The organism is Flagellimonas nanhaiensis, assembly GCF_003382275.1.
Taxonomy (GTDB): Bacteria; Bacteroidota; Bacteroidia; order Flavobacteriales; family Flavobacteriaceae; genus Flagellimonas; species Flagellimonas nanhaiensis.
Genome location: NZ_QTJX01000001.1, coordinates 325,404 through 351,771 on the forward strand (window position 1 = coordinate 325,404; position 26,368 = coordinate 351,771).

General features: G+C 40.4%; 22 protein-coding genes and 1 tRNA gene. 15 read left to right on the forward strand and 8 right to left on the reverse strand.

Features of this window, described 5'->3' with window-relative positions; translation table 11 throughout:
• Window positions 1-25 precede the first annotated feature (25 nt).
• Entirely contained in the window at window positions 26-808 is a 783-nt protein-coding gene (locus DX873_RS01490) for an SDR family NAD(P)-dependent oxidoreductase (RefSeq protein ID WP_116182764.1), read from the reverse strand.
• Between the two features lie 147 nt (window positions 809-955).
• Here DX873_RS01490 and DX873_RS01495 point away from each other — a divergent pair, with 147 nt between their 5' ends.
• A complete protein-coding gene (locus DX873_RS01495; RefSeq protein ID WP_116182765.1) occupies window positions 956-1,387 on the forward strand; it encodes a winged helix-turn-helix transcriptional regulator in 432 nt (143 codons plus the stop codon).
• 59 nt (window positions 1,388-1,446) lie between these two features.
• Here the strand turns inward: DX873_RS01495 and DX873_RS01500 are convergent, their stop codons facing one another.
• The gene (locus DX873_RS01500; RefSeq protein ID WP_116182766.1) at window positions 1,447-1,890 is read right to left on the reverse strand and encodes an SRPBCC family protein; all 444 of its coding nucleotides are present in this window, start codon (window positions 1,888-1,890) and stop codon (window positions 1,447-1,449) included.
• 186 nt (window positions 1,891-2,076) lie between these two features.
• Here DX873_RS01500 and DX873_RS01505 point away from each other — a divergent pair, with 186 nt between their 5' ends.
• The 8 genes from DX873_RS01505 to DX873_RS01540 all read left to right on the forward strand — a co-directional run bounded on the left by DX873_RS01505 (window position 2,077) and on the right by DX873_RS01540 (window position 14,167).
• Entirely contained in the window at window positions 2,077-4,506 is a 2,430-nt protein-coding gene (locus DX873_RS01505; protein WP_116182767.1) for a TonB-dependent receptor, read from the forward strand.
• Between the two features lie 10 nt (window positions 4,507-4,516).
• On the forward strand, window positions 4,517-5,539 hold the full coding sequence (locus DX873_RS01510; protein WP_181899416.1) for a sensor histidine kinase: 1,023 nt from the start codon (window positions 4,517-4,519) through the stop codon (window positions 5,537-5,539).
• Window positions 5,536-6,210, forward strand: coding sequence for a LytR/AlgR family response regulator transcription factor (locus DX873_RS01515; RefSeq protein ID WP_116182769.1), 675 nt, complete (start codon window positions 5,536-5,538; stop codon window positions 6,208-6,210). The genes DX873_RS01510 and DX873_RS01515 overlap by 4 nt, the downstream gene beginning before the upstream one ends.
• A 78-nt stretch (window positions 6,211-6,288) precedes the next feature.
• Complete coding sequence (locus tag DX873_RS01520; protein ID WP_116182770.1) at window positions 6,289-6,795, forward strand: ankyrin repeat domain-containing protein; 507 nt, start codon at window positions 6,289-6,291, stop codon at window positions 6,793-6,795.
• Between the two features lie 309 nt (window positions 6,796-7,104).
• The gene (locus DX873_RS01525; protein ID WP_147296587.1) at window positions 7,105-7,746 is read left to right on the forward strand and encodes an antibiotic biosynthesis monooxygenase family protein; all 642 of its coding nucleotides are present in this window, start codon (window positions 7,105-7,107) and stop codon (window positions 7,744-7,746) included.
• 24 nt (window positions 7,747-7,770) lie between these two features.
• Complete coding sequence (locus DX873_RS01530) at window positions 7,771-8,655, forward strand: RNA polymerase sigma factor (RefSeq protein WP_116182772.1); 885 nt, start codon at window positions 7,771-7,773, stop codon at window positions 8,653-8,655.
• A gap of 61 nt (window positions 8,656-8,716) precedes the next feature.
• A complete protein-coding gene (locus DX873_RS01535; protein ID WP_116182773.1) occupies window positions 8,717-10,219 on the forward strand; it encodes an aminotransferase class V-fold PLP-dependent enzyme in 1,503 nt (500 codons plus the stop codon).
• A gap of 192 nt (window positions 10,220-10,411) precedes the next feature.
• On the forward strand, window positions 10,412-14,167 hold the full coding sequence (locus DX873_RS01540; RefSeq protein ID WP_147296588.1) for a tetratricopeptide repeat protein: 3,756 nt from the start codon (window positions 10,412-10,414) through the stop codon (window positions 14,165-14,167).
• Between the two features lie 89 nt (window positions 14,168-14,256).
• Here the strand turns inward: DX873_RS01540 and DX873_RS01545 are convergent.
• Together DX873_RS01545 and DX873_RS01550 are read right to left on the reverse strand one after the other, a co-directional pair.
• Window positions 14,257-14,330: transfer RNA gene (locus DX873_RS01545), tRNA-Arg, on the reverse strand.
• Window positions 14,308-14,565: a GIY-YIG nuclease family protein gene (locus DX873_RS01550; RefSeq protein ID WP_116182775.1), complete on the reverse strand. Its 258-nt coding sequence runs from the start codon at window positions 14,563-14,565 to the stop codon at window positions 14,308-14,310. Before DX873_RS01550 ends, DX873_RS01545 begins: the two co-directional genes overlap by 23 nt.
• A gap of 126 nt (window positions 14,566-14,691) precedes the next feature.
• Here DX873_RS01550 and DX873_RS01555 point away from each other — a divergent pair, with 126 nt between their 5' ends.
• Window positions 14,692-15,204, forward strand: coding sequence for an adenine phosphoribosyltransferase (locus tag DX873_RS01555; protein ID WP_116183768.1), 513 nt, complete (start codon window positions 14,692-14,694; stop codon window positions 15,202-15,204).
• On the opposite strand, the gene DX873_RS01560 is transcribed toward DX873_RS01555, so the two are convergent.
• Together DX873_RS01560 and DX873_RS01565 are read right to left on the reverse strand one after the other, a co-directional pair.
• Entirely contained in the window at window positions 15,201-15,344 is a 144-nt protein-coding gene (locus DX873_RS01560; protein WP_116182776.1) for an SsrA-binding protein, read from the reverse strand. The two genes, DX873_RS01555 and DX873_RS01560, sit on opposite strands and share 4 nt — an antisense overlap.
• Window positions 15,345-15,441: 97 nt before the next feature.
• Window positions 15,442-17,220, reverse strand: coding sequence for a DUF885 domain-containing protein (locus DX873_RS01565; RefSeq protein WP_116182777.1), 1,779 nt, complete (start codon window positions 17,218-17,220; stop codon window positions 15,442-15,444).
• 697 nt (window positions 17,221-17,917) lie between these two features.
• Between DX873_RS01565 and DX873_RS01570 the strand changes: the two genes are divergently transcribed.
• Window positions 17,918-18,856, forward strand: coding sequence for a calcium/sodium antiporter (locus tag DX873_RS01570; protein ID WP_116182778.1), 939 nt, complete (start codon window positions 17,918-17,920; stop codon window positions 18,854-18,856).
• Window positions 18,857-18,913: 57 nt separating this feature from the next.
• Here DX873_RS01570 and DX873_RS01575 read toward each other — a convergent pair whose 3' ends face one another.
• Window positions 18,914-19,924, reverse strand: a complete 1,011-nt coding sequence (locus DX873_RS01575; RefSeq protein WP_116182779.1) for a glutamine synthetase beta-grasp domain-containing protein — start codon at window positions 19,922-19,924, stop codon at window positions 18,914-18,916.
• Between the two features lie 210 nt (window positions 19,925-20,134).
• Between DX873_RS01575 and DX873_RS01580 the strand changes: the two genes are divergently transcribed.
• The gene (locus DX873_RS01580) at window positions 20,135-22,321 is read left to right on the forward strand and encodes a glutamine synthetase III family protein (RefSeq protein ID WP_116182780.1); all 2,187 of its coding nucleotides are present in this window, start codon (window positions 20,135-20,137) and stop codon (window positions 22,319-22,321) included.
• A gap of 4 nt (window positions 22,322-22,325) precedes the next feature.
• Window positions 22,326-23,312, forward strand: a complete 987-nt coding sequence (locus DX873_RS01585; protein ID WP_116183769.1) for a serine/threonine dehydratase — start codon at window positions 22,326-22,328, stop codon at window positions 23,310-23,312.
• A gap of 72 nt (window positions 23,313-23,384) precedes the next feature.
• Here DX873_RS01585 and DX873_RS01590 read toward each other — a convergent pair whose 3' ends face one another.
• Window positions 23,385-24,452: a Cj0069 family protein gene (locus DX873_RS01590; RefSeq protein ID WP_116182781.1), complete on the reverse strand. Its 1,068-nt coding sequence runs from the start codon at window positions 24,450-24,452 to the stop codon at window positions 23,385-23,387.
• A 245-nt stretch (window positions 24,453-24,697) separates the two neighbouring features.
• Here DX873_RS01590 and DX873_RS01595 point away from each other — a divergent pair, with 245 nt between their 5' ends.
• Both DX873_RS01595 and DX873_RS01600 read left to right on the forward strand, forming a co-directional pair.
• Window positions 24,698-25,876 (forward strand): AIR synthase related protein, encoded by a 1,179-nt coding sequence (locus DX873_RS01595; RefSeq protein ID WP_116182782.1) that lies wholly within the window; start codon window positions 24,698-24,700, stop codon window positions 25,874-25,876.
• A 46-nt stretch (window positions 25,877-25,922) separates the two neighbouring features.
• Window positions 25,923-26,363: a QcrA and Rieske domain-containing protein gene (locus DX873_RS01600; RefSeq protein ID WP_116182783.1), complete on the forward strand. Its 441-nt coding sequence runs from the start codon at window positions 25,923-25,925 to the stop codon at window positions 26,361-26,363.
• The last annotated feature ends 5 nt before the right edge of the window (window positions 26,364-26,368 follow it).

Genomic DNA, 26,368 nt, shown 5'->3' on the forward strand with positions numbered 1-26,368 from the left:
TCAGTAGGTACTTTTTGTTTTGAACTTATTCCAAAATATGCCCTCCAGAATGGTTGAGCATGGTTCCCGTCATATAACCCGCGAGGTCAGAAGCTGCAAGCACAATGGCACCGGCGGTTTCTTGGGTAGAGGGCAATCTTTTTAGGGCCGTTTTTTGCTGTTCGATAAAACCCTGCATTTCATCCCTGCTCAAACCCATATTAGCCCCCATGGTGGTAAAAGTATAGTCAATAGTAGGGGAATCCGGCATGGCTTCAGACCTAACTCCAATGACCCTAATACCTTCGGCTCCCCATTCCGTTGCTAGACTTTTGACCAACCCTTCGGTTGCGGCATGGGACGCTGAAAGGGCCGTACTCCAAGGCGAACCCACTTTGGCCAGCGTAGAGGTAATGAAAATGATGACCCCACTTTTTTGTTTGGCCATTAGGGGAAATGCCGCCCTTGCCGTGACAAATTGGTTGGCCGTGGTAGTTTTTAAAGGAATAAGGAATTGTTCCAAAGTAACATCCACTGCCGGCTTCCCATGATTGTATTCTGCAGGATCGGATGCGCTTAAATTGATAACGATGTCAACGGATACGCCTTCACGTTCAAACCAGGAGAAGTATTGTTTTACTTCAGCTTCATTTAAGGTGTCCACCCATCTTATTTCACCTAAATCAGAATATTCAATGCCGTCAACATTAATGTCTGATAAGTAAACATTGGCACCACTTTCTTTAAAAGCTTTGGCTACCTTGTTTCCCAGTGACCCTTTTGCGCCAAAAATAAGCGCATTCTTATTTTGCAGTAGTTGATGTTCCATTTTTCTCTTTTTTGAATGATAGTTGCCGGCCTCATTGCCGAATGCTCATTATTATTGTATATTTGACTGGTTGCAAAAAGCAACTGGACAAATATAATTAAAACTAATTGTATTTTACAACTGGTTTTATAATAAAATTGGTTATTGATGAAAAATTGTAAGTCACACTGTCCTATTAATCAGGCCTTAGAGGTGTTTGGAGATAAATGGACCTTGCTGATTATCAGGGACATTATGTTTGATGGGAAGCGTTACTTTAGGGAAATGTTAGCTTCGGATGAGAAAATCGCCAGCAATATTTTGTCCGACAGATTGAACAAACTTGAGGAGTTTGGAATCTTGGTCAAAACCAAAGATGCGCATCATAAACAGAAAAATGTGTATAGCCTTACCGAAAAAGGTATAGATCTTATGCCAGTGATGATACAAATTGCGGATTGGAGCACCAAACACCGAGAAGTATCGGAAAAAGATAGGATCCATGTAGGGGAACTGGTAGCAGGAGGACAAGAACTACAGGATAAACTTCAAGGCGCTCTCAGAGAGGAACTGGAATCAGTTTCTAAGGAAAAAGCCTAGGCTTAGGTCTAAATCTAGATTGGTGAAATATTTGCTTTGACCGGATATGCTATGTCGGTTCATTTTTCTGGCTTGCCAATACCTTCTTCAACATACGATTTAAGGCTGTCGGTTATAAAGAAGTCCCATGCGGATGAACAAACATCGTAGCAATTAAACGCGGGTACCAACCCTTCATGGAGAAAATCGACCCTAGAGACGCTGTCATCCTCTTCGAGGATGTTCCAGTGTAGTTTTGTTCCCAGCCACTCTTCTTTAATGCCCTTAAGACCGGCATGCACTTGGTTAGATTCAATACATTCCCAAGTAATGCGAATGTTTGGAGTAAAATCAATGACCTTGAAACCCCAATAGGCTTCACCAAAAGAAACCCTAAAAACGGTTTCTGGCCCAGTTATAGGATGATTTACCTCACCCCACCACTTGTCAATACGTAAGGTAAGAGCCTTAAAAATGGCTTCATTGCTTCCATATATTTTAACCGATTGCGAATAGCTTTTCATGAGAGTATTGGTTTTGTTGTGTTTATTGCAAATATATTATTCTGATTTTATAATACAACTAGTTTTATTATAAAACTGGAATGTATCAAAAGCAATAATCTTTTTACAGAGCAAAAAGAAGTGTTGACAGATTAAAGTTGATGGTGCTCGTATCTCAGAACAACTTTGCACAACAACAAAACGAGTATGAGATTCTGTTTAAACCTACTGATTTGTGTGGTCTTTCCAAGCATCATTTTTGGTCAATCAGCGACAATTTCTGGCCGCATCAACGATGATACAGAAAAGCCAGTTCCATTTGCTAATGTAATGCTGTTTAAATCTGTAGATAGTACTATGACCAAGGCTGGAATTACCAATGAAAATGGGGTATATCAACTCGATAATCTTTCGGAAGGAGATTATTTTTTGGAGTTTTCTTCTTTGGGCTATCAAAAATTGACCCTGAACAATATTACTCTAGCTGAAAATCAACATTTGAAACTGGGAGTATATTTTTTGCAACCCGAGGTAGAACAACTAACTGAGGTAACTATCACAGCCTCAAAACCAATGGTTCAAGTTAAAGCGGACCGGACAACTTTCAATATTCAAGGTACCATAAACAGCGTTGGCACAGATGGTGTTGCCTTACTGAATAAAGCTCCGGGGATTTTTGTGGATAACAACAATAACATTTCAATATTGGGCCGCACCGGAGTCTTGATATACGTCAACGGTAAAAGGTTGCCCCTAAAAGGGGATGACCTAGCCAACTATCTGGAAAATATACCTTCTGAGCAGATTGATAAAATTGACATTATCACTAATCCTGGAGTGCAATATGATGCAGAGGGAAATGCGGGTATCATTGATATTGTTTTAAAAAAGGACAAGAATTTAGGAGGAAACGGTACCATCAATTCAAGCTATTCACAAGGAAGGTATGCCAGTATGGTGTTGAACGCCATTGGAAATTTCAGGAACAAAAAATTGAACATATTTGCTTCGGCGGGTGTTTCCAATAGAAAACGATTCAATGAAAGCAGTTACAATAACTTCTTGAACAATATAGTTTTGTATGAAACCAATGATTTCGTCGGCAAATCTAACAACCACAACTATCAACTAGGGGCTGATTTATTCCTCTCCGACCAACACACCTTGGGCACGCTTATAAGTAGTAATGTGAGGGATGGGAGTCTTAAAGCCCATACTAGAACAGAAATTTCCAATGCAGCCACATCAAATCTGGTTGATAGTACCTTGGTGGTGAATGGAACATCAAATGCCAGAAGAACCCAGAAGACCTATAATTTATATTACCATTTTGCAGATTACGGTGGTAATGCTCTTCAGTTAAATTTGGATTATGGAAAATATGAAAATAGGTCCAATCGTTTTCAGCCCAACCAATATTTTGATGTTGACAATCAACTATTATCTGAAGAAACAAACAGCATAGACATTCCTACCGATATTGATATCTACACCATTAAGGCGGACTATGAAACCCATTTGGGGCAAAGCAAAATAGAGTTGGGATCTAAAGTCAGTAGAATCAGAACAGACAATACCTATCTTTTTTTTGATGGAGCAATAGGAGATAGGATTCAAAATGATCAACGTTCCCGTCAGTTTGCCTATACCGAGAATGTTTATGCGGCCTACTTGAACTACTCTTTGCCATTGAACAAAAAAGTAGATATTTCAGTTGGTTTTCGAGCGGAGCAAACACATGCACAAGGAGATTTGGAAGCATTCTTGCCAGAACTTGAGGAGCCACCGGTTAAATTGGATTATCTGGATTGGTTTCCGAGTTTCAGGATTTCTTGGAGGGTGAATGCGGAGAATAGAATGTTCATGAGCTATGGCAGAAGAATCAATCGGCCCGACTTTAGTAACTTAAATCCTTTTAATGATCAGATAAATCTGTTGTCCTCTGAAAAAGGGAACCCGTTCCTAAGACCCGAAATTCAAAACAATGTTGAGCTCGGGTACTCCTATAAATCCAAATACAACTTTAAATTGACCTATAGTAAAACGGAAGATAAAATTACAAGACTGGTAGGACCAGATGCAGATGAACCACGAGCTACTTTTGGTACATGGGAAAATTTGGGCTTTCAGGATACTTTTGGATTGAGTTCCAATATGTCCCTAAACTTCAACAATTGGCTAAAAAGCTATCTTAATTTCAGTGCATCCTATATAGATAATCAGGCCAATTTTGGAGATAACGCCATTGTTGACCTTCAGGTGTTTTCCTATAAGCTCTATCTCCAAAACTCGATACAACTTCCTAAAGGAATAACAGGAGAAATATCAGGATATTATAATGGACCTACGGTCTGGGGAGGGGTTTTTGAAATGGAACCCAATTGGAAGCTAGACCTTGGACTGCAGCGTAGATTTTTTAAGGATCAATTGAACATTCGCCTACTTGCCACGGATATTTTTTATACAAGCAATTGGCAAGGTACTGCAGATTTCAATGGATTGTACTATGTTGGTAGGGGTTTCAGGGATAGCCGAAGAATCAGTGTTAATTTATCCTATAACTTTGGAAACCAGAAAACAAGGCGTAAAAACAGGGAAAAAGGATTAGAAAATGAAGGCAAACGGGTTGGAAGCTAAACATGGGTTCATGAACCTATCTTTTCAAAAAATAATTCGCTATGAACCACTTATACATATCTTCTTTTGGTATATGGTCCTCTTTTTCCCGTATGTAAAATATTTAGGCCGTGAGGGCGGCTATCCAATAGATTTTAGGCATGAACTTTTGGCTTTGCTTTTTGATATCATTCCTACTTATCTGGCTTACTTTTGGTTTTTTCCATACAAAAAGAAGTCAATAGGAATCCCATTGTTCATAGCTGCTTGCATTGTGATTGCAATCATTTACAATTATTTTGATGGCTATTTTCATCCTGGTGACCAACATCCCCAAACATGGAAATTAATTCTATCCAGTTTAGTGAGGTATGCTTCGTTGATAACCGCCTTTTTTGCTTTGTTTTCCATTAAGGAAATGTATAGGAAACAACGAGTTATTGAGAACATTTCCTTAAAACAGCATCAGGCAGAATTAAGCATATTGAAAGGACAGATAAATCCACATTTTTTGTTCAACACCTTAAATACAATTTATTCAAGTGCCCTGGACAAGGATGACAAAACCGCGGATTTGATTCTGAAGCTTTCAGACAACTTTAGATATATTCTTGTTGAAGGCCAACAAGATGCCGTTAGCCTTAAAAAAGAAATTAGACATTTAAAAGATTATATCGCCCTGCAAAAAGAGCGTCTGGCAGATAAGGTATCTGTTGATTGGTTTGAAGATATAGAAGATCCAGATGCCCAAATTCCGCCGTTGCTATTAATTTCTTTCATTGAAAATGCCTTTAAGTACAGTGGTTTATTAAAGGGAAAGAATAACCCAATAACTATTCAGCTTAAATTGAATGGGGGTAAACTTTATTTTTATTGTGAGAATTCATGTAAGGATATAAGGAAAGAAGAAGTTGATGAGAATTGGAACGAAAGTGGAATTGGAATCGAGAATACAAAAAAGAGGTTACAATTGCTGTATCCAAATAAACATGAACTGAGAATCAATTCTAAAAGTCCAAAATTTATCGTGGAGCTACAAATTCAATTGTTATGATAAAATGCCTGATTTTGGAAGATGAAAAAGCGGCACAAAAGGTCTTGAGGAATTTTGTGGAAAAGACACCGTTTCTGGTCTGCTCAGGTGTTTATGAATCCGGATTGCAAATTGCTCCGGATGAATTGAAAGAAATTGATATACTGTTTTTGGACATCCAATTGCCCGAGCTCAATGGATTGTCTTTTCTAAAAACATTGAACCATGCTCCCAAAATCATTGTAACTACTGCTTTTCCCAACTATGCGGTTGAAGCATTTGAAGAAGCCGTGGTGGATTATTTGCTGAAACCTTTTTCATATGAGCGGTTTTTTAAATCTGTGAGCAGGGTAAGCAACATTTTAGCGCTCCAAAACCAAAAAAAGGAGAAGAACATCTTCGTATATGCGGACAAGACATTTTACAATGTTCAGATTGATGACATACTGTTCCTTAAATCAGAGGTAGACTATGTTTGCCTGGTTACTAAGAATAAAGAATATCTAATTCTGGATAGTCTTAAAAACTGGAAAGAAAAATTAAGCGACCATAATTTTGTCCAGGTTCATAGATCCTTTATTGTAAGTATTGGGAAAATTGATAAGGTAATAGGAAATCAGATATACATTGGAAAAACAAAGATCCCGATTGGAAAACACTATAAAGAGGATTTTTTAAAACTGTTAAAGTGAAGCTTTTAGAGCCTTAAAATCATAGGAGAGCTTATTTTTAGCTGAAAACCAATGTTTAATTAGTCATATAGCGCATTTATGGATAGAAAATCTTTTATTAAGACCGGAATTGTTGGCAGTTTGGGTCTAGGAGCCTTACCGGTTTACGGATTTGGAGAGAATCAAACCGAGCCTGAGCCAATTAAAACTGAACTGGTCAAGGAGTTTGTACTTGCCGGTCATTTCAATCTGGATAAGGTAAAAAACATGCTAAATGACTATCCCAATCTTATTTATAGTAGCTATGACTGGGGGAACGGGGATTTTGAAGAAGCCATAGAAGGTGCCGGACATAAAGGGAACAAAGAAGTTGCAAATTACTTGATTGAGCAAGGTGCACGGGTAAATTTGTTCGTGCTTACAATGCTAGGGAAAACCAATTTGGTGAAACCGATGCTGGAAGCGTATCCCAATTTAATTTTTTCAAAGGGGCCGCATGGGTTGACACTGCTTCACCACGCTGAAGTTGGGGGAGAGCAGTCAAAGGAGTTGTACAATTATCTAATGGAAAAAGGATTGACCCAAAAAAGTATGAAACTTAGGTGACGCAATGTATTGTCCCTTTAGGGATTTCAAACGGTATCATTAGCTGATTGTCTAGGAATATAGTTGATATATTTCTCTTTTTTAATAAGTAAATATTTGAATTACGCTTATAATGCATTTGCAAAGGCGCTTCTCAGTTGATGACAAAAAGGGCCTGTTTTTGTCACAGCTACCGTTTTCAGTTGTCCAATCACTAAACAAATAGTTTAACCTATGATCAGGACAACAGTTGCAGTAATTGCAATGAGCATATTAATCTTCTCATGCTCAAGAAAACAAAAACCTAATTCTAACAACCACGAAAACAAAATGGAAAACGTTGAAACAAATCAGGTCTATGAAATTGCTATCTATCAAATTAAAGATGAGGTCCACGAATTTAAAAGGATACATTCGGGAGCACTAGATCATCTGTCCAGTTACCAAGGTTTTATTGACTCAAAATCTTATGAGAACATCAACAACCCCAATATGTATATGGATATGGTGTTGTGGGAGTCCATAGAACAAGCAAAGAACGCGCAAGAAAAATTTGAGCAAGGAAGTACCCAGGTAGTGGGAGAGTTTTTGTCATCCATGAATGCACCGATATTCTTTGACCATGTGAAGGTGCTGGAAAATGGAAACTTAAAGTTTAGAGAGGTAGAGGAAAATGGTATCCTGGAATTTGCATCATTCCACATCAATTCAGGTGCTTTGGAACAATTCAACAAAGATAGAATGAACATGATGAACTATATTGGAGAGAATTATTCCAATTTTAAACAGGTAAAAACGGTTCAGTCCATTGCGGATAAAACCCTAATCATCGACATAGCCCATTGGGGAAGTGCTACGGAGTGCCATAAGGCACAGCAAGAACTGGAACAACATGAGCTGTTTTTACAATTTGCCAGCAGTTTTGATCCCAACAAAGAAATGATGATGGAGTTTTTCAAGCAGATCAGGTAATCTCATTATTTAAGAAATAAAACAATGAAAGGCACATTGATAGATAGTAATTATGATGAAAATGAGAACTTGCAGCTTAGAGTGAATGCGGTTGGAGGTGACAGGACTGCTTTGGAGAAGCTCATAAACAACCATTATTCATTCATCTACAATGTAGCTTGGAAAATGACTGCTGAACCCTCTGATGCGGAGGATATTACCCAGGATATCATTATAAAGATCATTACAAACCTTTCTTCGTTCAAGGGGCAATCTTCCTTCAGGACATGGTTATACAGGCTTGTGGTTAATCATGTTCTAAACATGAAAAAGCGGCATTGCGAATTCCTTATTGGTACTTTTAGTGAATATGGAGATGTATTGGAAAGGATGCCCAATGCCGACTTTCCCAAGGAGATAAATTCTGATCCAGAAAAGGAAATGATACTTAAAGAAATCAAATATAGCTGTACTGCCGGTATGTTGCTCTGTCTCAGTCGTGAGCAGCGGTTACTCTATATTTTAGGGGCCATATTCGAAATTGATCATACTTTAGGTGCAGAAATCATGAACTTGTCTAAAGACAATTATCGACAAAAACTAAGCAGGGCTAGAAAGGAGTTGTCCCAATTTATGAATGACAAGTGCAGTCTCATTACAAAAACAAATCCTTGTAAATGCAACAAAAAGGCGAAGGCGTTTATAGAGCAAGGTGTAGTGGACCCAAAAAAGCTAGTTTACAATACCGACTATGTGAACAAGATATTTGCCCTTCTTCCGGTAAAGCAAGATTCTATGGAGATGGTTTTGGAAGAAAAAATCAAGCAACTATATCAAGATTCACCTTTTCAGGAAAAAAAGGAGCTTAAGGAAAGATTACATCAGGTCATCAGCTCCAAAAACTTTGGGCAATCTTTTAATCTCAATTAATTCATTTATTGGATATATATAATAACTTTATTGGAATTTAGGATTCCATAAAACGAACGATATGTCCGTAGTTGTTGATATAGATGACAAATTAGATTTTGAAAGGCACTTCAAGAATTTCAGGAAAAATATTGTTGGTACGAACCAGACATTTAATTCACCCTATGGCGAACAAAAGTTGATTTATGCAGATTGGACCGCCAGTGGGAGGTTGTACAGGCCCATTGAAGAGAAGCTTTTAAACCAATTTGGCCCTTTTGTGGCCAATACCCATACAGAGACTTCAACAGCTGGGGCCGCTATGACCCTTGCCTATCATGAAGCCAGAAATATTATAAAACGCCATGTCAATGCATCGGAAGATGATGTATTGATTACGGAAGGCTCCGGTATGACAGGAGTCGTCAATAAACTCCAGAGAATCCTGGGTCTAAAGGTGTCCGAGAACCTGAAGGACCATACCACTGTCCCTGAGGACAAACGACCGGTGATTTTTGTCTCTCATATGGAACATCATTCCAACCAGACGTCTTGGTTAGAGACCATTGCAGACGTAGTGGTAGTGCCGAGTAATAGGGAAGGATTGATTTGCCTTGAGGAGTTTGAGAAGACAATCCGGGCACATGAGGGCAGAAAGTTAAAAATAGCTTGCGTTACGGCTTGTTCCAATGTTACCGGAATCAAAACCGAATATCACAAGATTGCCTCCCTGATACATAAATACAACGGTTTGTGCTTCGTTGATTTTGCCTGCTCCGCTCCTTACGTGGATATTGATATGCATCCAGAAAAGGAGGATGAGCATTTAGATGCCATTTTCTTTTCACCACATAAATTTTTGGGTGGCCCGGGTAGTTCGGGAGTTTTACTTTTCAATAAAGAACTTTACAAGAACACGGTTCCGGACAATCCGGGAGGTGGTACGGTAAGCTATACCAACCCGTGGGGCGAACACGATTATTTCAATAATGTGGAAACAAGGGAGGATGGAGGCACCCCTGCATTTTTGCAGACCATTAAAATAGCCTTGGCAATTCAGCTAAAGAACAGCATGGGTACGCATGCCATAGACAAAAGAGAAGCCGAAATCAACAAAGTAATGTTCAATTGCCTTGAGGGAATCGAAGGACTGAAGATTATGGCACCCCAACACCAAGAGCGACTCAGTATTTTCTCTTTCTATTTTGAAAAGTATCACTTCAACTTGGTAGTAAAGTTGCTCAACGACCGATTTGGAATCCAAACCAGGGGAGGATGTTCTTGTGCTGGCACATACGGTCATTATTTGTTGAATGTTGATCAAGACACTTCCCATGAAATACAAAATTTGATTCTTCAGGGCTGTAATAAAGATAAACCAGGGTGGGTACGCTTGTCGCTTCATCCAACAACAACCAATGAAGAACTGGATTTTATCTGCAGATCTTTGGTCTCATTGGCAGAGAATATAGAGGAATGGTCCAAGGACTACGAATACGATATGGACAAGAATGACTTTTTCCATCGTACTGCACCACCAGTTGAACGTACCTTGGTGGAAGATTGGTTCAAAAACTTGTATTGAACGCCCTTTTATAATATCACAGAATTCCACAAAATGAATACTTGAACATTCCTTGGAATGAACACCGCTGTCTGTTGATGCCAAAGTGCTTGATCTTGTTTGAATTAGCGCCAAAAAGTTTGCGATAAAATGGCATAAATACTCCCTCTTTGGCCACAAATTTTGTACATTGAAAACAAAACAACCTCTCCTGTGATTAATGACTTGATCAATAAGGGCAACATCAGTTATAATGCGGGCAATTATGACGAAGCGATAAGGTATTATTCGCAGGCCCTTGAGCAAGCTCCTTCCAATGCTACTTGCCATAACAACCTAGGAGCCTGTTACCATATGAAAAAGGAATATCCAAGGGCTATTTCCTATTTTCAGAAAGCCCTATCACTTGACCCTAACCATGCTGCCGCAATGAAATCCTTGGGCAATGTGTATTTTGAAACCCATAAGGATGATGAAGCTTTGGAATGCTACCTAAAAAGCATTTCTTTGGAACCTTCTGATGCGACTACCCATCATTATTTAGGGGTAATATATGCTGGCAAACAAATATGCACCAAAGCTGTTGAACATTTTGAAAGGGCTGTTCAATTAGCTCCAAAACCTGAGAGCTATAATGAGCTGGCCAATGCGCATTTTAAGCTTTTTGAATTCGATAAGGCGGTAGAATACTTTACAAAGGCCCTTGAGCTAAGACCAACCGAACCTTTGTACCAAAACAACCTAAAAACAGCAAGAGATTCACTGGCTGGCTTTGCCGCGGATCCAGCCAAGCTGCGTTCACTACAGTTCAATGAAAAAGGTAATTCCTACCATCGGACCCAAGAGTACGATCAAGCTATTTTTTACTATCAGCAGGCGGCAAATGAAAATCCAACAGATCCGGTGCTCTATAGAAATTTGGGTGGCAGCTTTACGGCCAAAAAAGATGATTTGGGGGCCATTCAAGCTTATCTAAAGGCTATATTATTGGATGAGTATGATGCGAATACCTACAACGATATGGGTTGTTGTTACGTTAGACAGAACAGATTCCAAGATGCCATTGAAGTTTTTGAAAAAGCAAAGGCTTTGGACCCCAATAATAACTACTACAAACAAAATCTTGACTACGCCAAGGAACAAAGCCAATTGAGTCCAGAGCAGGTTGGTGCGCATAAGCGGGCTACGGAGTTGAACCAAACCGGGACCGATCTTTTCAGCCAGGCCAAATACCAGGAAGCTCTCGGATATTACCAACAGGCTTTAGCCTTAAATCCAAAAGATTCCGTGATTAGTTTTAATCTGGGAAATGCTTTGTTTAGCCTAGGCAGGTATGAAGAGTGTTTTTCCTATTTGCAGAAATCGTTGGATTTAGACCCAAACAATGTGAACACGCTGAACTTGTTGGGAAATTGCTATACCAAGACCAAACGTTTTTCCGAGGCCATCTCCATATTTCAGCGGGCTCTTGCAATAAAGGAAGATGCTGACGTTTATAACAATTTGGGAAGCTGTTATTTTTCTAACCATGAATATGTTCCGGCTGCCGAGTTTTTTCAAAAAGCATGTGATTTAGATTCTGAAAATGAGGTGTACAAGGCCAATGTTCAAATAGCCAAGTCCAACCAAAAGATTTACCACGGCCTTGATCCGGAGAAAATCCGGGAAATTGTAGCCATCAATACGCAGGCCATGGACGCCTATAACCAAAAAAACTTTTCAACGGCCGTCTCGCTTTTTGCTCGATATTTGGAAGAATTGCCCAATGACCCCATTGGCAACTACAATTTGGCCACAGCGTATCATGCTCAGCAGGATTATGAAACATCGGTTTCGTATTATCAAAAAGCATTGGAGTTAGACCCAAAATATGCAGATGCGGCGGATGCGCTTGGTAATGCATTCAGGGATAAAGGGGATTTCAAAAATGCCAGGTTGTCTTATGAACAAGCTCTGAAGATTAATCCCTCCCATGTGGCCGCAAATAAGAACCTAGGGTTTCTGTATTTCAAACAGGAAGATTTTAAAAAAGCCATTGCCCATTACCTGAAGGTGGTGGAGCTGAATCCAAATGAGGATGATGCCCACAACCAATTGGGCTTTTGCTATTTCAAATTGTATGGGTTTACCAAGGCGTCCTCACATTTTCAAAAAGCGGTGGATTTAAATCCTACCAATCCAACTTACAAGGACAATTTAGCTGCGGCCTTGGCGGAAAAGGAAAAACATGGCGACGAACTGGATAAATCGGATAAGCCCTCACTAGATGAGGTAATGAAGGAAGTTAATGCCATGATTGGTCTTGACAATATCAAAAATGATATTGAAACATTAACCAAGTTCACAAAAATTGAGAAGCTTCGAAGAGATAAAGGTCTCTCCAAAAACCCGATAAGTATGCATACCGTGTTTCATGGTCCTCCGGGAACAGGAAAAACAACGGTGGCCAGGTTGTTGGGGAAAATATATCATGCCCTTGGGATTTTGTCCAGTGGACATGTTGTAGAGGTGGACCGGACACAATTGGTGGCCTCTTTTGTTGGTCAAACCGCTCAAAAGACCAATGAAATTATAGATCAGGCAATAGGGGGTATCCTTTTTATAGATGAAGCCTATACTTTAAGTAAAGGGGATGGTGCTGTTGATTATGGCACTGAGGCCATCGATACGCTTTTAAAACGTATGGAAGATGACCGGGACAAGTTGATGGTCATTGTGGCCGGATATCCGGAGCCTATGAAAAACTTTTTGGAAGCCAATCCGGGTCTACGCTCGCGCTTCAATCGATATTTTAATTTTCATGACTATCGTCCAGAAGAATTGCTGGGTATTTTCCAATTGTTTTGTAGAAACAATTCTCTTACCGTACATGCCGATGCTGAGCAAAAACTTGGCCGTTACTTTAAATACCTGTATGATACCCGGGACGACACCTTTGGAAATGCCAGAACGGTGCGAAACTCTTATGAGAACATTTTACAGGCCCAATCAATAAGATTGTCCGATTATGGACATATTCCAGATGATGTGCTTTCCAGTCTTACCTTGAAGGATGTGGATGTTGCATTGGCAGATGTTTTTCAGGAAACCACCGAAGAATCTCTGGAAGAAGTGCTGGCCGAGGTTAATAACCTGGTAGGTCTGGACAATATCAAAAAAGAAATCAATGCCCTTGTCAATTTCATCAAAGTAGAGAAAATGAGGTCGGAACAAGGGATGTCCCATACCAAGCTGTCCATGCACTTTGTGTTCCAGGGACCTCCAGGAACAGGTAAGACTACTGTGGCCCGTTTGCTAGGTAGAATTTTTAAAGCCATGGGCATTGTGGGCAAAGGGCATGTGGTTGAAGTGGACCGAGCGGCCCTTATTGGACAATATGTGGGTCAAACTGCACCTAAGACCAATGAAGTAATAGATTCGGCACTCAACGGGGTACTTTTTATTGATGAAGCCTATACCCTAAATTCTTCCGGTGGAGGGAACGATTTTGGTGGAGAGGCTATAGCTACACTACTAAAAAGAATGGAGGATGACAGGGACCGATTGATTGTAGTGGTTGCCGGGTACAAACATGATATGGAAGACTTTATAAAATCCAATTCCGGTTTGCAGTCCCGCTTTAACCGCTATATGGATTTCGTTGACTACGCCCCAGCGGAGTTAATGGACATATTCCAATTGTTCTCATCCAAAAGCAACTATAAAATCAACGAAGGAGGAATTCTAGCCTTAAAATCGTTCTTTGAAAAGATGTACGAAAATCGAGATGAAAACTTTGGAAACGGCAGAACTGTGAGAAACATCTTTGAGAAGGTAGTGGAGTGCCAGGCCAATAGAATTTCAGCAGAATTGAATATTAGCAATGAGGAGCTTGTGTTGATATCGGAAGAGGATATCTTGGCTGCATTAAAGCACTTTCCAATAATTAAAAAGAAAGAGGGCCGTAAGGGCATTGGGTTTTTAGAATGATGTTTTATGCTCTAAGACCTGGTTCACGAAGAAAAATTCAAATAAAAAAGCCCAAAAACAATTAGTTTTTAGGCTTTTCCATTTGTTTGTGACCGCGGCAGGATTCAAACCTGCAACCTTCTGAGCCGTAATCAGATGCGCTATTCAGTTGCGCCACGCGGCCTAATATTTGCTTTTCTCCACTTTCTGCCCGCAGCCGTTTTCAGATACTTTTCTCTACGTCTGGCTTCAAGCCTTGTGTCGAAACTTTCATTATATATCACCTTCCAAGGTAAAAAAGCTTTGGTCGATGCATTTTTTCCATTGTTATGCTCATTCAGTCGTCGTTTAATATTCGTGGTTAGCCCCACATAATATCTGTTACTTTTCTGACTGTAAAGAACATAAACATAAAACATTCACGATGTTTTTATGCGCCCTGCCCGAACGTGCCGTCCGGTACGGGCGGGCACGCGGCCTTTTAATGGGGTGCAAATATATTTCTTTTTACCTTTATGGCAAAACCACTTCATTTAAAAAAACCTATGGATTTTGAACCCTTTATCAGGGACATTGAGGACTTTCCCAAACCCGGAGTTGTTTTTAAGGACATTACCCCACTTTTAAAGGATTACCAAGTACTTCTCAAAGCGAGCGATGCCTTGTGCAATATGGTGGCGGACCATGCCATTGATAAAGTTGTGGGAGTTGATAGTAGGGGATTCATTTTTGCTCCATTGATAGCCTCTAGGCTGCAGGCAGGATTTGTTCCGGTCAGAAAGAAAGGAAAACTCCCTTTCGATACTGTATCAGCATCCTATGAACTGGAATATGGTACCGATAGCCTGGAGATTCATACAGATGCCATAATGAAAGGAGAAAAAGTTTTGGTCCACGATGACGTGTTGGCTACCGGGGGAACTGCTAAAGCTGTGTGCGAATTGGTGGAAAAACTGGGAGGCGAGGTGGTCCAGTGTAATTTTTTAATCCACCTAACCTTTCTTAATGGGGCACAAAAACTAAATGGACGCAAAATAAGTACCTTGTTGGAGTACTAGTCCAAGGCTCTGGTGGTCACGTGATAGCGCCACCCAATAATAGCCAGTTGAAGTTTGGATGCTTTGGAAAGGTCCAACTGCTTTTTGGAATATGAGGGAAGCATCACTTTGTTGACCTTGGCCAAAATTTTGTAAATCATAACGTCTAGCTTGGTAAGGCAAATATAATCAAGATACTATTCACCTTCCTATATAGAAGGATAAAGAAAAAAGGCCGCTTTAGCGGCCTTTTCAGTTTTATTTATTGGCTTCGATCCAATTGTTGATTTTGTTTTCCAATAAGGCCAAAGGAATGCAGCCAGTTTCCAACACTTGATTGTGGAATTGGCGAATATCAAATTTATCCCCAAGGGTATCTTCTGCTTTTTTGCGCAACTCCCTGATTTTTAATTGTCCTATTTTATAGGAAAGTGCCTGCCCGGGGTTGGCCATATAGCGTTCAATTTCTGAAATTATACTTGCCTCTGACTCAGCTTCGTTGTCCAAGGAATATTGTATGGCTTGTTCCCGGGTCCACCCTTTTGAGTGTAGACCGGTATCTACTACCAAGCGAACCGCACGGTGCATTTCGGCGCCCAACATTCCAAAAAGCTGGTATGGGTCGGTGTAAAGCCCTAGTTCCATTCCCAAAGATTCAGTGTAGAGTGCCCATCCTTCACCATAACCGCTGTACCACAACGTTTTTCTGAATTTGGGCAGGGCCTCATTCTCCTGTGTTAGGGATATTTGGTAGTGGTGTCCTGGAATAGCTTCGTGCAAGAACAAAGATTCATCTGAATACACATTATAGCCAGTTACATCTGGAATAGGAACGTAAAAAATTCCAGGGCGTGTACCGTCCAAAGAACCCGGATTGTACTCTGCACTGGCGGATTTTTCCCTAAAAGCCTCTGTACGTCTTACTTCAAAAGGAGTTTTGGGCTTCATATCGAACAACAACTCCAACTGGGGCTTCATTTGTTCATGGATTTGATTGAAATTATCCACAACCTGTTGCGCATCGGTATAGGGCATTAGCTCTTTGTTGCTTCGTACAAAATCAAAAAAGGCCTTAAGGTCACCTTCAAAGCCGACCTGTTCCTTGATTTTTTCCATTTCTGAACGGATACGTGCCACTTCGCTTAATCCCAGTTCATGGATTTCAGCAGCGGTCATGTTGGTAGTGGTATATTTCTTAATCTGATGCGCATAATACGCATCCCCGTTGGGTTCACCTTGAATTCCACTGGATTCTCTTCCGGCCTCTGAATATTCTCCCGCCATAAAAGCATGTAGCTTCTGGTAGGTTGGAATGACTTTATCCTTTACCATCTGCTCATAAGCTGTACTGAGCTCAAGTTTTTCTTCCTCAGAAAAGCTATCTGGAAGGTTTTTAATTGGAGTATAGAAAAGATGTTGGTCCAAATCGTCAGTTGTAAGGGATTCCAATTGGGGAAGAACCTTTATGGTCAAAGATTTTGGAAGTACATGACCCTTTTCCATACCCACTCTCATTTTATCTTCTGTGCTGGAAAGCCACTCCAGATATCCATCAACTCTCTTCATCCATTTTTGGTAATCTTCTACCGTATTAAAAGGTTGAGCGCTAGAACCGCTGGCAAGTTGGCCCATAAACAGATTAGGTGACCACATTTGGTCTATTGGAGTAAGGTTGGCATTATAATCAAACTCTGCCAAATTAATGTCGCACTGCCATTCTAAAATGGCCTTGCTCATTTTTTCACTTTCCATAAGACTTTCATCTGGGAATTCGGCCAATTTGGTTTTGTACCCTTCAAAATGAGCCTTCAACTGTGCTGCATACTCATCTGAAAGGAAGTTGGGGAACTGGTCATTGTAACGATTATCGCCTGCCATGGTGGCACTAATGGGATTTAGTTTTAACCCATCCTCGTAATAGCTGTCCAATAAGGCAGCAAACTCAGCATTGGGTTCAGGAATAGCCTCTTGTTTTGGGCTTTCCTTGCATGCGTTAAAAGCTACAATTGTAAATAACAAAAATGTTAGTTTTTTCACGTTTTTAGGTTTAAAATGTTATGATTCTAAAAATACTTAAAAAAGCTAACTTGACTTTTCATTTCTTATAAACGTCCACCTTGGTTACATTAAGATTCATAGTTGCTTGAAAAACAGGCTGGTGATGAGTGCAACGGATTCATTTTAAAACAGGAATATTGAATTAGAGAAAAATAAGGGTAATAATCTCTAGAAGTAAAATGATAAAAAGTTTGACTATTGTGATCATTGTATCGATTGATTTTTAGTTGAAAAATTGCTTTGTTGAACCGGTTACTTTTTGAAGATAAAATGAGAAAAATCATGTTTCCAAATTTTTAGGGCAAAATCTATGAAATTGAATGCACTATTGTAACCTTATAAATGATAAAGTGGATGAATTGTTACTTGAAGTCTATAGTAATGTTTTAATATGTAATGCTATTAAGTTATTTTTATTAATAAATGTTAGAATTGTAGGGGTGTTTTAGACTTGTTTTTAAAATCCAAGGGAATTTTTTCTCAAAAAAACCTGTTTTTGGTACTTTTCGTTTCCCGAGGTAACACAAAAAACTCATTTCAGCACAAATGATAATTGGACGATATCTCATGAAATGGATTCAATTTGCCCCACCTTTTAGAAGATGTTAGAATGCTTTTTGAAGTTTGATGTCCGTACGAAAAAATCTTCATCTATATTTGCCCAAAACTCTGATTTTTGGGAAATCTACTTTTTATCATACTTGGCCTTGTGTTGCTTATTGCGGGAGGAAATTGGTTGCTAAAGGCGGCGGTGACTTTGTCCTTAAGATTGTCCATTCCCAAAATTGTGATTGGAATGACCGTGGTCTCCTTTGCAACTTCTGCTCCAGAACTGATAGTAAGTATCAAAGCCGCCCTGGATGGTTTTCCTGACCTTTCATTGGGGAATGTTGTTGGGTCCAATATTGCCAATTTGGGCTTGGTCCTCGGCATTACCGTGCTACTGGGCAATATCAATGTGCGTAAAAGTTTTTATACCACGGATTGGCCGGTAATGATGGTAGCTTCGTTACTGTTCTGCGGTTTCATTTATTTTGATGGGGTTTTGCAACGGTATGAAGGAATTATAATGGTGGTCTTCCTGTTTATTTTCCTGGTTTATTTATTGCGATTCCAGAAAACAGCTGTTGTAGATGAAATGCCCGAAGATGATGTAATCTTGCCGCATTATAAAACAGCATTGTATTTAGGTATTGGTGGAGTTGGTTTGTGGGGAGGTTCCGAATTGTTGATTGATGGGGCAGTGGGCATGGCTTCCGCCTTTGGGGTAAGTGATAGGGTCATTGGGATAACTGTGGTCTCCGTAGGAACCAGTATTCCTGAATTGGCAGCTTCCATAATTGCGGTACTAAAAAAGGAAAAGGCCATTTCTTTGGGGAATTTGATTGGATCCAACATTTTTAACCTTTTGGCGGTACTGGGCATAACCTCTGTGATTACACCTATTAGAGTAATGGATCAAGGATTATTGTCCAATGATATCTTTTGGATGTTGGGAATCTCCTTTTTGATACTTCCCCTTGTTTTCTTTCCAAGAGGACTTAGATTGGGTTGGAGAGATGGAATCATACTGCTCCTCTTTTATATTGGATTCATTTATTTGACCATAAACTAAAAAACCACTCCTAAAAGGAGTGGCTCTATCTATAATCAACAATTAATTTAGTATTACCTATGCATCAGCTGAGTTTACAGTCTTGATGATTCGGGCTGCTACTTTGTAAGGATCTGCATTTGAAGCTGGTCTTCTATCTTCCAACCAACCTTTCCAACCACTCTCTACGGTTGCAATAGGGATTCTGATTGAAGCCCCACGGTCAGATACTCCATAGCTGAATTCATGGATAGATTGAGTTTCATGAAGACCGGTCAAACGCTCGTCGTTAAACTCTCCATAAACAGCTATATGTTCCTCGGTAACTGGTCTGAAGGCCTCACAAATTTTCTCATAAGTTTCCTTGTTTCCAGCATTTCTTAGTGTGCTGTTAGAGAAGTTTGCGTGCATACCGGAACCGTTCCAATCTCCTTTAATAGGTTTTGGGTGGTATTCAATATAGTAACCATATTCCTCGGTAAGTCTGTCAAGCAAATAACGAGCAATCCAGATTTGGTCGCCAGCGGTCTTGGCACCTTTGGCAAAAATCTGAAACTCCCATTGTCCACAAGCAACTTCTTGGTTTATTCCCTCAAAGTTTAGTCCGGCCTCAAGGCACATGTCGGCATGTCTTTCAACAATATCCCTTCCGTGGGTGTTTTTTCCACCAACAGAACAGTAATAGAGTCCTTGTGGTCCAGGATACCCGCCAACAGGAAACCCTAGAGGTAACTGAGTGTGAGTGTCCATGATGAAGTATTCCTGCTCAAATCCAAACCAGAAATCATCGTTTTCGTCGTCAATTGTCGCTCTTGAATTGCTTGCATGTGGAGTTCCATCAGAATTAAGAACTTCGGCCATTACCAAAAAACCGTTCTTTCTTGCAGGATCCGGATAAATGGCAACCGGCTTTAAAAGACAGTCAGAAGAACCGCCTTCTGCTTGTTGGGTTGAGCTTCCGTCAAAAGACCACACAGGGCAGTCTTCCAACTTGCCGCTAAAATTCTTTTCAACCTTGGTTTTGCTTCTCATGTTGGCAGTAGGAGTATAACCGTCCAACCAGATGTACTCTAATTTAGATTTGCTCATAATTACGGTAGTTATTTGTTCTCAAATTTTTAATGGACAAAAATAGTTTTTTCATTTGATAATATGTGTTTTATAGGGTTAAAATCATAAACAATCGACCAATATTTATATTACCCCCAATTTATAAGGGGTTAAATGAAAAAAAAGTATTTTTTTTGGATTATATTATTAAATTGTTAATTGTAGCTTTGTAGACCAAAACATAATCAGATGCCAAAGACGAGATTTGAAGCCCTAGTGGAAAGCCGGAAAAGGAGTCATGCTAAAATTGAGGAAACCGGAAAACGATCTGAACTATTTGGAAAGAATGTCTTCAATGAAGAAAAAATGAGGCTCTTTTTGACCAAAGAGGCTTTTGAAAATGTAAAATCTGCTATTTTTCAGGGAAGTAAGATAGATCGTAAAATAGCGGACCAGGTAGCTGAAGGAATGAAGGCGTGGGCAATTTCCATGGGAGCTACCCATTACACACATTGGTTTCAACCATTAACAGGGTCCACTGCCGAAAAACATGATGCATTTTTTGATATCCTTCCAGAGGGTATGGCGGTGGAGAAATTTGATGGTGCTCAGTTGGTACAGCAAGAACCGGATGCTTCGAGTTTTCCTAGTGGCGGCATTCGGAATACTTTTGAAGCGAGAGGATATACGGCTTGGGATCCTACTTCTCCCGCTTTTATATACAAAACAACCTTGTGCATTCCCACCATTTTTGTGGCATATACCGGGGAAGCCCTGGACAACAAAGCTCCTTTGTTAAGAGCGCTCCACGCAATTGACGAAGCGGCAACCGGAGTAGCTCAGTACTTTGATAAAAATGTTAGGAAAGTTCATGCCACTTTGGGCTGGGAGCAGGAATATTTTCTTCTGGACAAAGCTTTGGTACAATCCCGTTTGGATTTGGTAATGACGGGTAGAACATTGGTCGGTAACTTGGCTGCAAAGGGTCAACAGCTCGATGATCATTATTTTGGCGTAATTCCTCCAAGGGTTTTGAGTTTTATGAGCGATTTGGAAAGAGAGTGCACGAAGCTCGGGATTCCTGTGAAAACGCGTCATAATGAGGTGGCTCCCAACCAGTTTGAATTGGCTCCTGTCTTTGAAGAGGCAAATCTTTCTGTGGATCATAACCTATTGTTGATGGATGTTATGGAAGAAATTGCTGAGCGGCACAACTTTGCCGTTCTTTTTCATGAAAAGCCATTTGCCGGAATCAATGGTTCGGGAAAACACAACAATTGGTCCTTGGCAACGGATACAGGGGTTAATTTACTCAGTCCAGGTTCCACTCCCATGAAGAACCTTCAGTTCTTGACCTTTTTTGTCAATACCATAAAAGCAGTGGATACATACGAAGAACTGTTGCGGTCCTCTATTGCATCAGCAAGTAATGATCACAGGTTGGGTGCCAACGAGGCTCCTCCTTCCATTCTTTCTATTTTTATTGGAGAGCAGTTGGGCAATGTGCTGGATGAACTTGAAGGTGTTTCCAAAGGAAAGTTGTCACCTCAGGAAAAAACGGAACTCAAACTCAATGTAGTGGGTAAGATTCCTGAAATACTTCTGGACAACACCGATAGAAACCGCACATCTCCATTTGCATTCACTGGAAATAAGTTTGAAATGAGAGGGGTGGGAGCAAAGACCAATTGCGCTAAACCCATGACCATACTCAATACCATTGTGGCCAAGCAACTTACTGACTTTAAAAAGGAAGTGGATGCACTCATAGACAAGAAAAACCTCAAAAAAGACGAAGCTGTTTTTAATGTCCTGCGTGAATACATAAAAACATCTAAAAGAATCCGTTTTGATGGAGATGGCTACGGAATGGAATGGCAAGATGAGGCCCGTAGGAGAAAATTGAGCAATAACAAAAATACCCCTGAAGCACTTCAGGTATTGACGTCAAAGGAGAGCGTTTCTTTGTTCAAGGATATGGACGTGATGAGTGAGGTTGAACTCAAGGCGCATCAAGAAGTTGAGCTGGAAGCCTATGTTTTTCACTTGCAAATTGAAGGCCGGGTACTTGGAGAAATGGTTTACAATCATATTATTCCGGCTGCCATTCGTTATCAAAACATCTTATTGGAAAACGTTGGAGGTCTAAAAGAAGTCTATGGAGCAGCGCATAAGAAAGTGGCCGAAGGACAATTGAACATCTTGGAACATATTGGCGAACATATCATGGAAATCAAAAGTCTGACCGATAAGATGACCGAAGCAAGACGAAGGGCAAACAATCTATCTACAATCAATAAGAAGGCCCAAGCCTATTGTAATAATGTTAAACCTTACTTTGATACGATTCGGGTTCAATCTGATAAGCTGGAAAAGTTAATTGCAGATGACCTATGGCCTTTGACCAAATACAGGGAAATGTTGTTTGCAAAGTAGTTTAATGGGGTTAAGCGGCAAGGATATAGAGCAAGCCAAGTCTAGAATAGAGGGTTTTATCAATCAAACCCCGGTTCTAACCTCTACCTTATTGAATCAATGGCTGGGACATGACATTTTCTTTAAAATGGAGAATTTCCAGAAGATTGGAGCATTTAAGGCCAGAGGCGCATGCAATACGTTGGCTTGGCTTCAAGAGACAGGACAGCAACCTAAAAGCGTAGTGGCCAATAGTTCTGGAAATCATGCCCAAGCAGTGGCCTATGCAGCTGGAAAGTTCGGCCTTCCCGCAACCATTTTTATGCCAGACTACTCTTCAAAGGTCAAAATACAAGCAACAAGGTCCTACGGTGCCGAAGTGGTCCTGAGCGAGACAAGGGACATCACAGACGAAAAGGTCAGGGAAGCTGCCAAAGAAAAGGATACATATTGGATTCCACCCTACAATCACGAACAGGTAATCTGTGGTCAAGGTACCGCTGCGTGGGAAGCACTCAACGAAGTTGAAAATGTCAACGCAGTATTTGCCCCCTGTGGAGGAGGTGGATTGTTGTCGGGCACTTTGATTGCAGCCAGGGGCCTTTCCTCCAAGACTCAGGTCATTGGGGTTGAACCTTTAAATGCCAATGATGCGGCCGAATCCCTAAGAAAAGGAGCAATACAACGACTTTCAGGCGTGCCAGACACCCTGGCTGATGGTGCTATGACCATGGCGGTCGGAAACATCACTTTTGAATATCTTCAAAAATTGGATGGCTTTTTTGAAGTGGAAGAGGAATATTTGATTTATTGGACCCAATGGCTTTCCCATTTGCTCAAGAGTCGAATAGAGCCAACCAGTGCTATGGCCATGGAGGGCGTGCGAAGATGGTTACGGGAACAAAATGGCCGGCAACGGGTTCTGGTAATTGTTTCTGGTGGAAATGTGGACCAACCAACTACTAAAAAACTGTGGGAGAAAGATTGGTTATCCCTTTTGCCGAAACTTTAGAGTCTGTTCTTTTATAAATAAAAGGCCAATCTTTAGCATGTAAAGATCGGCCCTTTGAAAAAAACCGAGAAGTTATTTTTTAAATGCGGCCCATCTGCTATTTACAGCCTCCTCAGCATCCAATAGCGCTAGTACTTCATCCGCAATGTTTTCACTTAATTCAAGAAAAGTGGTAAAACCTACGCAAGAGGCGTTGATTTCTCCAAGGACATATCTGTCCTCTCCAGTTTTCTTATCGGTGTCCAGAATAAAATCTGCTGTCCAAATCAACGGTAAATCATAGTTACCGAGTCTTTCCTGTATGGTTCTAAGCGAGCCTTTGATGGATTTTACCAATTCGGGCCATTGTTCAGGCTTATCATATCGGTATTTGGCACCTGAGAAAAGTGTGGCCGAAAAGGCATCTTTGGTATCAGCGGGTTTTTTATGTACAATGTTGACCACATTGTCCCTTAGCATCAGCACCCTAATTTCACCTTCTTTGATTCGCTCCAAAAAGGGCATGTCCAAAAGCATCCCATTTTCACCCTCAAGATATTTTATACAATACTCAAGAAATTCCTGAAGTGTTTTCTCTTCAGTGTGGTTATCCCTGGCCTCGGTCAGTTTAAGTTTGGCATCCAATGGAATGCGACTTCCATTTGGTTTTGGATTCAATACTTCCACTCTCCAGATTCCTTCGCCGGTGGATCCCCTATTTTGTTTTAGTACACGTACTCCCTTTTTTAAACTTTTGGGAAACTCTTCTTTTAAAGTGTCAAAATCGTAGTAGGTATATACATCATCTGGAACTATGTCCGTTCCCTTTAGTTTTTCAACAGAGTTTTTGGCACCATAAGCTACCATGGCGTCTGGATGAGGCAATCCCTCAACCCCATTGTTGACCAATTCCTTTAGCATCTGGAAGTATCCGGTCTCGTTTTTCAGGTTTCCGGGATTCACCCTACTGATGTAGGCATCGGCCTTGTCAATGGTGTGTCTGTAAATTTCCCCCCGGTCTTCATCCTGGTAGAAAATGATCTCAGCGCTCCATCCTCTATCCTTTAAAGAATCAATAATAGGTTTGGAATCTTTTCTAAAGCCATATTTGCCTTTGTCCGAACCTCCCCTAGCTTCAAATATTACTACATGTTTTTTCATAAGTCCACTTTGGTTTTAAGGCAAATTTTGGGGAATATTGATTTTTTGAAAATGACAAATATCATTGTTAGAAAGTTTTGTTTATCTGGTATTTAGGTGATAAATAAGACTTTTGTCAGGTTTTCATCGGAAGGGTCGTTCGGAGGCTTATTTATATGAACTTTTTTGATGGTTTTCGGAGCTTTCAAAATTTAGGCCGCTATTGGATTTATTACTTTCACTATTTTTGCGCAAACTACTTTTAGATGTCCCTAGATACCAGTAAAAGATATGCCCAACGAGGTGTTTCTGCATCCAAGGAAGATGTACACAATGCTATAAAGAACATAGACAAAGGATTGTTCCCCAAGGCATTTTGCAAGATTGTACCTGATTACCTCACAGAAAGCGCGGACCATTGTTTGGTTATGCATGCAGATGGAGCGGGTACAAAATCCTCTTTGGCCTACATGTACTGGAAGGAAACGAGTGATGTTTCGGTTTGGAAAGGCATTGCTCAAGATGCCTTGATCATGAATGTAGATGACCTTATATGCGTTGGGGCAACGGATAACATCATGCTTTCCTCAACCATTGGGAGAAACAAAAACCTGATTCCGGGTGAGGTGATTTCGGCCATTATCAATGGAACGGAGGAACTGATTTCCGATTTAAAGGAACATGGTATGACCATTCATTCCACAGGTGGGGAAACTGCTGATGTAGGCGATTTGGTTCGCACTATCATTGTTGATTCCACTGTTACGGCCAGGATGAAGCGTTCGGATGTGATTGACAATGCAAACATTAAACCAGGGGATGTCATCGTGGGTCTGGCCTCTTTCGGCAAAGCTTCTTATGAAAAAGAATACAATGGGGGAATGGGCAGTAATGGACTCACTTCTGCGAGACATGATGTCTTTGGCAAATATTTAGCCAAAAAATACCCTGAAAGTTTTGACCCTTCCGTTCCTGAGGAATTGGTCTATTCGGGACATACCAAGTTGACTGATGAAGTTGAAAATTCACCTTTGGATGCTGGAAAATTGGTATTATCACCAACCCGTACCTATGCTCCCATAATTAAAAAGATTCTATCTAAGTATTCCGCCAAGGAAATTCATGGAATGGTGCATTGCAGTGGAGGTGCCCAAACCAAAATACTCCACTTTGTGGAGGACCTTCATGTTATCAAAGACAACCTATTTGCCATACCTCCTTTGTTCAAATTGATTCAGGAACAATCTGGTACTGATTGGAAAGAAATGTACCAGGTTTTCAACTGCGGACATAGAATGGAACTTTATGTTGATGAACAGGTGGCAAAGGATATCATTTCCATTTCGCAGAGCTTTGATGTGGATGCCCAGATCATTGGTCGGGTAGAATCCGCTCTAAGTAAAAAACTTACCATTCAAAGCGAGTATGGTAAGTTTGAATATTAGCATACGATTCAACCTAATTTAACGTTCTTTCTATAAACCTCACGCTATGGAAAGAAAAGAATTTCTCAAAAGTTTAGGGGCAGGCGCTGCTTTTGCCCTCACTTTTCCCTGTGTTCAAGGATGTTCAAAAGATGAAGTCCCTGGTAATATTGTGGAAGAACCTACAGGAGTCGATTTTACAATAGACTTAAACTCTGCGGAAGCCCAAGCTTTGACAAACAATGGCGGGTTTATACTAAAGGATTTGGTTGTCGTGGCCAGAAACCTGGAAGGAGAGTTTATTGCAGCCAGTCAAGTTTGTAGCCATCAGATGTATGATCAAGTACGATTTGTGGACCAAAGCGGCGGTATTTTTTATTGTGATGTTCATGGTTCTAGGTTTGCTCAGGACGGTACTCCTCTAAATCAAGTGGATAGCAACCCAGCTAAACCCATCAAAGTATATAATGTAGAACAGGAAGGCTCCACACTAAGGGTCTTTGAATGATCTAC

What these genes read in the sequence shown, in the direction of transcription:
- DX873_RS01490 (WP_116182764.1), bottom strand. Translation starts at nt 808, where the DNA reads ATGGAACATCAACTACTGCAAAATAAGAATGCGCTTATTTTTGGCGCA.
- DX873_RS01495 (WP_116182765.1), top strand. Translation starts at nt 956, where the DNA reads ATGAAAAATTGTAAGTCACACTGTCCTATTAATCAGGCCTTAGAGGTG.
- DX873_RS01500 (WP_116182766.1), bottom strand. Translation starts at nt 1,890, where the DNA reads ATGAAAAGCTATTCGCAATCGGTTAAAATATATGGAAGCAATGAAGCC.
- DX873_RS01505 (WP_116182767.1), top strand. Translation starts at nt 2,077, where the DNA reads ATGAGATTCTGTTTAAACCTACTGATTTGTGTGGTCTTTCCAAGCATC.
- DX873_RS01510 (WP_181899416.1), top strand. Translation starts at nt 4,517, where the DNA reads ATGAACCTATCTTTTCAAAAAATAATTCGCTATGAACCACTTATACAT.
- DX873_RS01515 (WP_116182769.1), top strand. Translation starts at nt 5,536, where the DNA reads ATGATAAAATGCCTGATTTTGGAAGATGAAAAAGCGGCACAAAAGGTC.
- DX873_RS01520 (WP_116182770.1), top strand. Translation starts at nt 6,289, where the DNA reads ATGGATAGAAAATCTTTTATTAAGACCGGAATTGTTGGCAGTTTGGGT.
- DX873_RS01525 (WP_147296587.1), top strand. Translation starts at nt 7,105, where the DNA reads ATGGAAAACGTTGAAACAAATCAGGTCTATGAAATTGCTATCTATCAA.
- DX873_RS01530 (WP_116182772.1), top strand. Translation starts at nt 7,771, where the DNA reads ATGAAAGGCACATTGATAGATAGTAATTATGATGAAAATGAGAACTTG.
- DX873_RS01535 (WP_116182773.1), top strand. Translation starts at nt 8,717, where the DNA reads ATGTCCGTAGTTGTTGATATAGATGACAAATTAGATTTTGAAAGGCAC.
- DX873_RS01550 (WP_116182775.1), bottom strand. Translation starts at nt 14,565, where the DNA reads ATGTTTTATGTTTATGTTCTTTACAGTCAGAAAAGTAACAGATATTAT.
- DX873_RS01555 (WP_116183768.1), top strand. Translation starts at nt 14,692, where the DNA reads ATGGATTTTGAACCCTTTATCAGGGACATTGAGGACTTTCCCAAACCC.
- DX873_RS01560 (WP_116182776.1), bottom strand. Translation starts at nt 15,344, where the DNA reads ATGATTTACAAAATTTTGGCCAAGGTCAACAAAGTGATGCTTCCCTCA.
- DX873_RS01575 (WP_116182779.1), bottom strand. Translation starts at nt 19,924, where the DNA reads ATGAGCAAATCTAAATTAGAGTACATCTGGTTGGACGGTTATACTCCT.
- DX873_RS01580 (WP_116182780.1), top strand. Translation starts at nt 20,135, where the DNA reads ATGCCAAAGACGAGATTTGAAGCCCTAGTGGAAAGCCGGAAAAGGAGT.
- DX873_RS01585 (WP_116183769.1), top strand. Translation starts at nt 22,326, where the DNA reads ATGGGGTTAAGCGGCAAGGATATAGAGCAAGCCAAGTCTAGAATAGAG.
- DX873_RS01590 (WP_116182781.1), bottom strand. Translation starts at nt 24,452, where the DNA reads ATGAAAAAACATGTAGTAATATTTGAAGCTAGGGGAGGTTCGGACAAA.
- DX873_RS01595 (WP_116182782.1), top strand. Translation starts at nt 24,698, where the DNA reads ATGTCCCTAGATACCAGTAAAAGATATGCCCAACGAGGTGTTTCTGCA.
- DX873_RS01600 (WP_116182783.1), top strand. Translation starts at nt 25,923, where the DNA reads ATGGAAAGAAAAGAATTTCTCAAAAGTTTAGGGGCAGGCGCTGCTTTT.